Below are 7563 nucleotides of genomic sequence, written 5' to 3'. Positions count from 1 at the left end.
GGTGATGAACGGGATGCCGGTCTTGTCGATCAGCTGCTTGAGGACCTTGGCGGTCATTTTGCGGTTGGCGCCGGCGCCGATCACCAGGATCGGGCTGCGAGCGTTCTGCAGTTTCTCAACCGCTGCTTTGACAGCCTTGTGTTCTGCCAGCGGTCGACGGTGCAGGCTCGGGGGTATAGGCGAACTGTCGGTCTGTTCGGCGGCGATGTCCTCTGGCAGCTCCAGGTGCACGGCGCCCGGTTTTTCTTCTTCGGCCAGGCGAAAGGCTTCGCGCATGCGCGACGGGATGTTGTCGGCCGAGGCGAACTGGTGGGTGTACTTGGTGATGGGGTCCATCATGCCGCACACGTCAATGATCTGGAAGCGACCCTGCTTGGACTTCTTGATCGGCTTCTGCCCGGTGATCATCATCATCGGCATACCGCCCAGGTAGGCGTAGGCGCTGGCGGTGACCAGGTTGGTGGCACCAGGGCCGAGGGTCGACAGGCTGACGCCGGTCTTGCCGGTCAAGCGACCGTAGGTGGCAGCCATGAAACCTGCAGACTGCTCGTGGCGGGTCAGCACCAGCTTGATCCTGGACTTGCGCAGGGATTCGAGCAGGTCGAGGTTTTCCTCACCAGGAATGCCGAACACATACTCGACACCTTCACTTTCCAAACATTGCACAACGAGATCAGCTGCCTTGGCCATCTATTTACCCTGCCACTATCGAGAGTGAGCCACGCGGGCAGATAACCAGATCACTGCCCGGTGCTAATGAGTTTTATGCTAAAGAGGAGACGTGTGGATTATTCGGTCTTTCGAGGAAGCACCAAGGTAGCGTCAATTGCAACCAAGGCATTCAACGCGAGCGCCGACACGCCGACAGTAGCTCGTGCGGGGTAGGGCGCTTCAAAGTAACGGCTCATTATTTCGTTCACGACACCGAAGTGAGAGAGTTCCGTAAGGTAGATAGTGAGTTTTCCTACGTCAGAAAAACTACCACCTGCGGCTCGTGCTACTGCCAGGAGGTTCTCGAGCACCTGAATGGTTTGGGCTTCAATTCCTTGAGCCAATTGCATCTTCTCAGGGTGAAGCGCGATTTGCCCTGTCAGGAAAACCAGTTCACCCATGTGCACTGCTTGCGAATACGGGCCGATAGCTTTCGGCGCCTGATCACTGTGGATAGCGATTCTGCTCATCAAAATTGATCCTGTCTTAGGGGGCGATCCAACCCGCCTGCCAATGCTCGCCTTGCAAAATGTAGCGTGCCCGCTGGTGGATATCCTGGGTAAGGTTGAGCCACTCGATTTTTCTTAGGTGGACAGCCAACAAAGCGAAATTGTCGAAACCATCCATGTGCGTTTCATAGGCTGATGAAGGTGAAGAAATCGCCTCGCCAGGTATGCACCCATGGCGAAAGAGCGCTTGCGTTCTTCCTCGTGCCAGCTCCCAGTGCTTGGCAAGGAGCGAAACATCCGACAAAGGTTCACCTAGGCCTTCAAGCCGAAGTTGAAGCTTGCCAGACGGGGCAACGGAGGTAATACCGACCCTAGGTTCAGCGAGTATCTCTGCGAGCTTCGCCGACCGCTTGTCCGCATAAAAGATGATCGACCTGGTCGACTCATCCGCATGGCGCAAGACAACAGTGCTTACCTTGGGTTGCCCTTCAGAATTGACGGTGGCCAGTTGCATCAAGCGAAATGGATTTGGATCACCGCCAACTGGTATGGATAAATCCGACCATATCTTGGCCAATATCAGATCAAGCATGGCAATCGCCCAAAATGAAAAGGGCCGCTTATTGTGTGCGGCCCGGAGGCACTCAGACGCTGCGGGTAACGCCGCCGTCGACCTTGATGTTCTGGCCGGTAATGTAGGCTGCCCCATCGCTCGCCAGGAAGGCGATAGTGGCGGCAATTTCCTCGCTGGTGCCATAGCGCTTGAGCGGCACACCTTCGCGACGTTGTTCGGTAGCGGGGAGGCTGTCGATCCAACCCGGTAGCACGTTATTGATGCGAATGTTGTCAGCGGCGTACTTGTCAGCAAAGATTTTGCTGAACGATGCCAAACCGGCACGGAAAACTGCCGAGGTAGGGAAGAGTTCGCTGGGTTCGAACACCCATGCAGTAGAAATGTTGATGATTGCACCGCCGTTCTGGCGCTGCATGTACGGCGTCACCAATCGCGTAGGACGAATGACGTTGAGCAGGTATGTCTCCATGCCCTGGTGCCAGTCTTCGTCGCTGATTTCAAGGATCGGTGCCCGAGGGCCATGGCCGGCGCTGTTAACCAACACGTCGATACGGCCCCATTTCTGAACGACTGCGTCCACCAGCCGTTGCAGATCCTCGTTTGACTGGTTGCTGCCGGTTACACCAATACCACCTAACTCCTGCGCCAGGGCCTCCCCTTTGCCAGAGGAAGAAAGAATACCGACCTTGAAGCCGTCCGCAGCCAGTCTACGTGCTGCCGCCGCTCCCATGCCGCTACCACCGGCAGTGACTATTGCTACTTTTTCTACTGACATACATCCTCCTAAGTGAGGCGTGGATGGGTTGTTGGTGAAATGAGACTAGCACCGCTCTGCAGCTCTCAGAGAGACAGCAACCCTTCTTCAAGTCAGTAGTAAATCTATAGCCTTGCCTGTTCAAGTAGCCAGGTACGGACGGTTTCCAAGGCCGCCGGCTGGTGAGCGTTTCGTGGCCAGATCAGGTAATAGGCTTTATCCAGGCTCATTTGATGAGCTGCCGCCAGCGCTAATCGCCCTGCCTCCAGGTCTGCTTTGACGAAGTGGTAACTGGCCAACGCCAGCCCTTGTCCTGCTGCCGCAGCCTCGATTGCAAGTACCGTCTGGTTGAACCGCACGTTTTTAGAGGGAAGATACATGGGGCTCTGGAAGGCCTGATCTATGAACTCAGGCCAGAAATTGTGAGCGTCATGCAGCAGTGTGTATTCCTGCAGCTTTTCCACGCTTTCTGGCCTACCCAACTGTTCGATCAATGCCGGGCTACCTACCGCAACGATACGTTCAGTCAGTAAAAGCTCAGCATTGAGCATATTCTCGAAAGGTGCATGTCCGTAGCGCACAGCGATGTCAGCACCACCCGGCCTAAATTGCGAAATGCGGTCAGTGGCCAGTACTTGCAGATCGATCTGAGGGTGCGCAACCGAGAACGAAGACAGCCTGGGGATTAGCCACTTGGCCGCAAAAGTAGGCGTGACGCTGACCGTCAGTTCCAGCCCATTTGGCTTGAGGGCTTGTGTGGCCGTCGTGATCAAGGCGAACGCCTCACGAATTGCCAAACTGTAGCCCCTCCCGGGTTCCGTGAGGCGCAGCCCTCTTGGCAAACGCTCAAACAACTTCAACTCCAGGCTCGCCTCAAGCCCTCGTATCTGCTGTGCCACAGCAGCCTGAGTGACACCCAGCTCGTCGGCGGCGACCCGAAAATTCAAATGGCGGGCAACCACCTCGAGCACCCTGAGCGCGTTAAGGGGAGGCAACAAAGTATGTCCGTTCATAATATTTTTCTACTGACAAGCGAAGGATCTACTGCCGCTCTGGAAGGATGATTTTCGATTGCTTTTTCCTCGATACGCAAGAAATCGCGGTTTCAAAGGCTACGTCGAAGAAACAGGAAAGGGAACATTGGCCAGTAGAAAATCTGCGCTTGCACGGTGGGGACCGTTCATCGTTACCGCGCAGTGGTATGCTCAGCCACTTACCGTGTTGGCATCCCGACAACCTCTTGAGGGCACCACAGATGAAGCGTTTGTTACTGAGCCTGTTGTTCCTGGCGTCGGGCGCTGCCCACGCCGGCATTCCGCTGTTGAACGCAACGTGCCCCGGAAACATCGAGGTTCATGCCGACAAGGGCGGGCCGGTCTACATCAATGGCAAGGAAGGCAAGTTGAAGAAGTTCAACGACAACTACTTCGAAGCCAAAGGCAGTGGGGTCACCGTATCGTTGTCGATCAACCCGGACGGCTCGCCTGACGTCTCGTATACCGGCAAGAACAAAGCCAATGGCGTATGCCAGATCAAGGACTAGCCGCACGCCCTTTGTGCTTGGCGCAAGCGGCGTCGGCGGGCTGCAGTCGGTAGCTGGAACGGGAATTGCTGTAACCCTGGGACATTGACCATGCGGAGTACGCAGAAATGACTCAGGATGACCGCTATTACATGATTTTCAGTGTGGTTGCCGTGCTGGTACTGGATCTGGCGGCGACTTATGTATTTCTCAATGCCATTGGTTGACCCCGGTAATGGGGCAGGCCACACGCGTAATCGGGGTCAACGGCGCGGCTGCTAGATGAAATCTTGCATGGAAGATGACCAGCGGCCAGGGCCTGCCTGAACATCCCACCCCTGTGCTGTCCAACGTAAGCAAGGCATGGCTTCGCCTGCCGGAGGTACGCACATGAAACGCAAGACTGCATGGGTTGTGGTGTTGTCCGGGATGTTGTTGCTCAGTGGCTGCTGGCCGTATTGGCACGACGGCAGGCATCACCGCCATTATTATGAGGGGGACCGTGGCGGGCAGGAGTACCGTCGCTATTGATGCAGAACCGAGGTTTACGCCGCGAAATCCATATAGCAAACAAACCTAATGCCCGGTTGTGATTGAGCAGTAACATGGGCCTACGAAAACCAAAAAAGGGCAGGCTGTCTGGCAACACTTTCCCAGTTTTCGATGGGGCAGCAGGAGCGTGTCGCGTGAAGAGCTCAAAATCGCTAGCAGGCGCATTACTTGTGTCGGGGTTAGCTAGTTTGTTCCTGGCAGGCTGCGCACAGAACCCGGATGTACGTGACAGCCACGATTATACCGCCGGCACTACCGCGAAAAGCCCACCCGCGTATCTGGGGTGCGTCAAAGGCGAACTTCCAGGGCATGTGAAAACCTACGAAGTCGATGGCGAAAACTCGGTCAAGCTGTTCATCGAAAGTACCGACCCGGACAAGGCAGATGGTCTTGTGGAGTTGCGGAGCACGGGAACCCAGCACCAGTTCACGGCCTATCAGCGTGATGCCTGGTACGACCACGGCAGGTTGCTGGATGCCGCACTGATGTGTTCAAAAGCGTGATCCTCCCACCGCCCACACACACAAAGCCCGCCGTCGAGTGCGGGCTTTTTGCCCGTAGGCCGAGTAAACTGCCGCGCTCAAGAACTGGCAGGGACGCCGATAACTTGCCCGGCACCGTCTTGATGACGCCACCTCTGCCATAACCACCGTCGGATTTTTCGCTTGCTCCTATTCGTCGCCAAACTCAAAAAGCACCTGTCCCCGCGTCAATTCATGCGCTTGCTGGATACTCATGACCTGGGTAAAAAGCAGTTGAATCGCCTGTTGGCCAAAACCGGTGTCCGTACTGAAAGCCATGTGGTCATACGCCCACCGTTCTATTTCGAGCGCGGCAATCTGGAGCTGGGGCAGGGGGTTTTCATCAACAGCGGTTGCGTGCTGCTCGACGAAGCGACTATCCGCATCGGCCGCATGGCCATGCTTGGTCCACAGGTACGTTTGTGCACGACCAGCCACGATATCAACCCGCAGCGGCGCAAAGACAATGACTATATCGCCCCGATTACCGTGGGCGACAATGCCTGGATCGGTGCAGGTGCCGTGGTCTTGCCCGGCATCAACATTGGCCACAACAGCGTGGTCGCGGCCAACAGCGTGGTAACCGAGGATGTTCCGCCCAATGCGCTCTATGCTGGCTCACCGGCTAAGTTCAAGAAGTGGCTGGTGGCGCCGGAGACCGGTTGAGCCGCGCTGCTTTTGCATTTGGCGGCCCCGCCCGCAATAATTGCTGCATTTGGATGGAGAACAGCGGGTGGAAGCAAGAAGCGTTGTCGCCGAAATGTTCATTGGGATCCCGACGCATTTTTGGGTGTTGCCGGTGGCCGGCCTGGTTGCGTACTGCGGCTTGAAGTGGTCCGCCAGACTCAGCAATCGCGCCACCTTGCTGCAAGCCTCGGCTTACCTGTTACTGCTGGCGCTGGCTGTGCTGCCCAACGGTTTCTATGCCCTGTTTCCCCCTGCGCCTGACCCGGATGTGCTGTTGAACCATGCGCCGTTGCCCAACTATGCAGGGCGTTTCTACCTGGATGCGTTTTATGTTTTCAGTGGGTGGGCGCTGAGTAAAGTGGTGAAGCTCAAGTACAACTGAGTCGCTGCCCAGGGACCTGACGCGCTGGCTGGAGCATTAATTGCAAGCCCCCATTGGAAACGGCGCATTTGGGGGATAAGACAATGCTTGCTGAAGATCTGTACGTGATGTTCCTGGTTGTCGGCAGCGTATTGGCCTTGGATGTAGCGGCCATCTTGATGTACCGGGGTGCCAAGCCCTGACCCCGCCTTTGGGGCGCCCTGAGTTGGGTAGATTGTCCCGCTCATGTGCCAATCTTCAAGCGCCTTCAATGTCGTCGATTCTTGCGGCCACAGAGCGCAACTCGTCTGCAACCACATCGATGGATCTGATGTGTGCCGTGACATCGATTTCGCTCTGCGAACTACCTCGCGCCTCCATGAATTTGGCGTGGCCGCTCATGGCTTGGCTGAGCTTATCCAGGTGATCGGCTGTTCTGACCAGGTCTGACTTGATGCTATGCAGCGTCTCCATAGTGCGAAAGGCTTTCCTTGTCTTGTGCTTCAATGGGCCTGTGAGCATCGCCTCAGGGCGGTGTGAAACGCAACAGATTTGTGCAACGCGCTTGGATACCTCAGCTTTTTTCATGTACTTGCAGTACTGAGCCTTTGTCGTCGGTCACCAGCAAACCGCTGGCGTGGGTGCCGTCCGATTGTTGCTCGGCAAGCGGTACGTCCGAGGAGCGAAAAATGCTACGGCCTTGCTCACCGGTTTTAAGGGTGACGAGTTTGCCGTTCTGATAGAAGAAGTAAGTGTTGTTGGCGTTTTTTTGCATGGTGCGTAGTTCCTGGCCGTGTCGTGGAGTGACGCCCCTTGGGCAGTTTCACTTTCTCAGCGTCCGGCCGCCTGCGCTACTGGTAGAAATACCAGGTCCTCTGCACTGATCACGTTCAGGCTTCGTCTTGCAACCGCCCAGGGCTGAAGAAGAACGAAGCCACCACCACCGCGGTGATCACGCCTGTTGCATCTGCAAGAAACAGCAGCAAAACGCTGGAATCGCCCGGCGCCCTGTGATTGCCCAGCGCAAAGTCCACACCATGTGGGAATGCGGCGATCATTAGCAGCATGGCGGCCAGCAGCCCAGAAAGAAATTTCATGTAGGCCCTGCCAAATGCCAGGCCATACGCCCAGAACACGAAGATACAGAGCACGGCCAGGCCAGTGGAGGTTGCATATTGGGCGAGTATTTCCAGCCACCACAGCATGGGGTTCTCCTTGGCGAAGAGCGCGCTGATTGATGTGGGTGAGCAAACTGGCTGCTGATTGCCGTTGCCTGATGCTAATCAGAAGCAGGGGCGAGTGAATTCGTTCCCTCGCAAAACAATTAATTACCGTGAACGGGCTGTAGTAAAACAATCGACGTGTCGATTGCTTGTCGCTGGCGCGTGGATACTGTGTCAATTGCGCGAAAAATCTGCAGCAAGACCTTGGT

General features: G+C 56.1%; 12 protein-coding genes. 4 read left to right on the top strand and 8 right to left on the bottom strand.

Annotated elements, in window-relative coordinates; translation table 11 throughout:
• From ACNFBR_RS22655 to ACNFBR_RS22635, 5 genes are all read right to left on the bottom strand, one after another.
• The coding region (locus ACNFBR_RS22655; protein ID WP_416736867.1) for a thiamine pyrophosphate-binding protein at positions 1-690 on the bottom strand (690 nt) is incomplete at its 3' end.
• Between the two features lie 98 nt (positions 691-788).
• Complete coding sequence (locus ACNFBR_RS22650; protein WP_416736866.1) at positions 789-1181, bottom strand: Rid family detoxifying hydrolase; 393 nt, start codon at positions 1179-1181, stop codon at positions 789-791.
• Positions 1182-1197: 16 nt separating this feature from the next.
• Positions 1198-1752, bottom strand: coding sequence for a pyridoxamine 5'-phosphate oxidase family protein (locus ACNFBR_RS22645; RefSeq protein ID WP_416736865.1), 555 nt, complete (start codon positions 1750-1752; stop codon positions 1198-1200).
• Between the two features lie 52 nt (positions 1753-1804).
• On the bottom strand, positions 1805-2509 hold the full coding sequence (locus ACNFBR_RS22640) for an SDR family oxidoreductase (protein WP_416736864.1): 705 nt from the start codon (positions 2507-2509) through the stop codon (positions 1805-1807).
• Positions 2510-2613: 104 nt separating this feature from the next.
• Positions 2614-3504 (bottom strand): LysR substrate-binding domain-containing protein, encoded by an 891-nt coding sequence (locus tag ACNFBR_RS22635; protein ID WP_416736874.1) that lies wholly within the window; start codon positions 3502-3504, stop codon positions 2614-2616.
• Positions 3505-3743: 239 nt separating this feature from the next.
• Here ACNFBR_RS22635 and ACNFBR_RS22630 point away from each other — a divergent pair, with 239 nt between their 5' ends.
• From ACNFBR_RS22630 to ACNFBR_RS22615, 4 genes are all read left to right on the top strand, one after another.
• Positions 3744-4031: a hypothetical protein gene (locus ACNFBR_RS22630; RefSeq protein ID WP_416736863.1), complete on the top strand. Its 288-nt coding sequence runs from the start codon at positions 3744-3746 to the stop codon at positions 4029-4031.
• Positions 4032-4696: 665 nt separating this feature from the next.
• The gene (locus ACNFBR_RS22625; protein WP_416736862.1) at positions 4697-5065 is read left to right on the top strand and encodes a hypothetical protein; all 369 of its coding nucleotides are present in this window, start codon (positions 4697-4699) and stop codon (positions 5063-5065) included.
• Between the two features lie 162 nt (positions 5066-5227).
• The gene (locus ACNFBR_RS22620; protein ID WP_416736861.1) at positions 5228-5749 is read left to right on the top strand and encodes a DapH/DapD/GlmU-related protein; all 522 of its coding nucleotides are present in this window, start codon (positions 5228-5230) and stop codon (positions 5747-5749) included.
• A gap of 94 nt (positions 5750-5843) precedes the next feature.
• Complete coding sequence (locus tag ACNFBR_RS22615) at positions 5844-6152, top strand: hypothetical protein (protein WP_416736873.1); 309 nt, start codon at positions 5844-5846, stop codon at positions 6150-6152.
• A gap of 237 nt (positions 6153-6389) precedes the next feature.
• Here ACNFBR_RS22615 and ACNFBR_RS22610 read toward each other — a convergent pair whose 3' ends face one another.
• From ACNFBR_RS22610 to ACNFBR_RS22600, 3 genes are all read right to left on the bottom strand, one after another.
• Positions 6390-6605 carry a hypothetical protein gene (locus ACNFBR_RS22610; RefSeq protein WP_416736872.1) on the bottom strand — a complete coding sequence of 72 codons (216 nt, stop codon included), beginning with the start codon at positions 6603-6605 and terminating at the stop codon, positions 6390-6392.
• A 100-nt stretch (positions 6606-6705) separates the two neighbouring features.
• The gene (locus ACNFBR_RS22605) at positions 6706-6906 is read right to left on the bottom strand and encodes a hypothetical protein (RefSeq protein WP_416736860.1); all 201 of its coding nucleotides are present in this window, start codon (positions 6904-6906) and stop codon (positions 6706-6708) included.
• Between the two features lie 115 nt (positions 6907-7021).
• On the bottom strand, positions 7022-7336 hold the full coding sequence (locus tag ACNFBR_RS22600) for a hypothetical protein (RefSeq protein WP_416736859.1): 315 nt from the start codon (positions 7334-7336) through the stop codon (positions 7022-7024).
• Between the last annotated feature and the right edge of the window lie 227 nt (positions 7337-7563).

Origin of the sequence: Pseudomonas sp. NY11955, from assembly GCF_048068035.1 — a bacterium.
Lineage (GTDB): Bacteria > Pseudomonadota > Gammaproteobacteria > Pseudomonadales > Pseudomonadaceae > Aquipseudomonas.
Note: the sequence above shows the minus strand (reverse complement) of the source record. Positions and strands in the feature narration are given on the sequence as shown.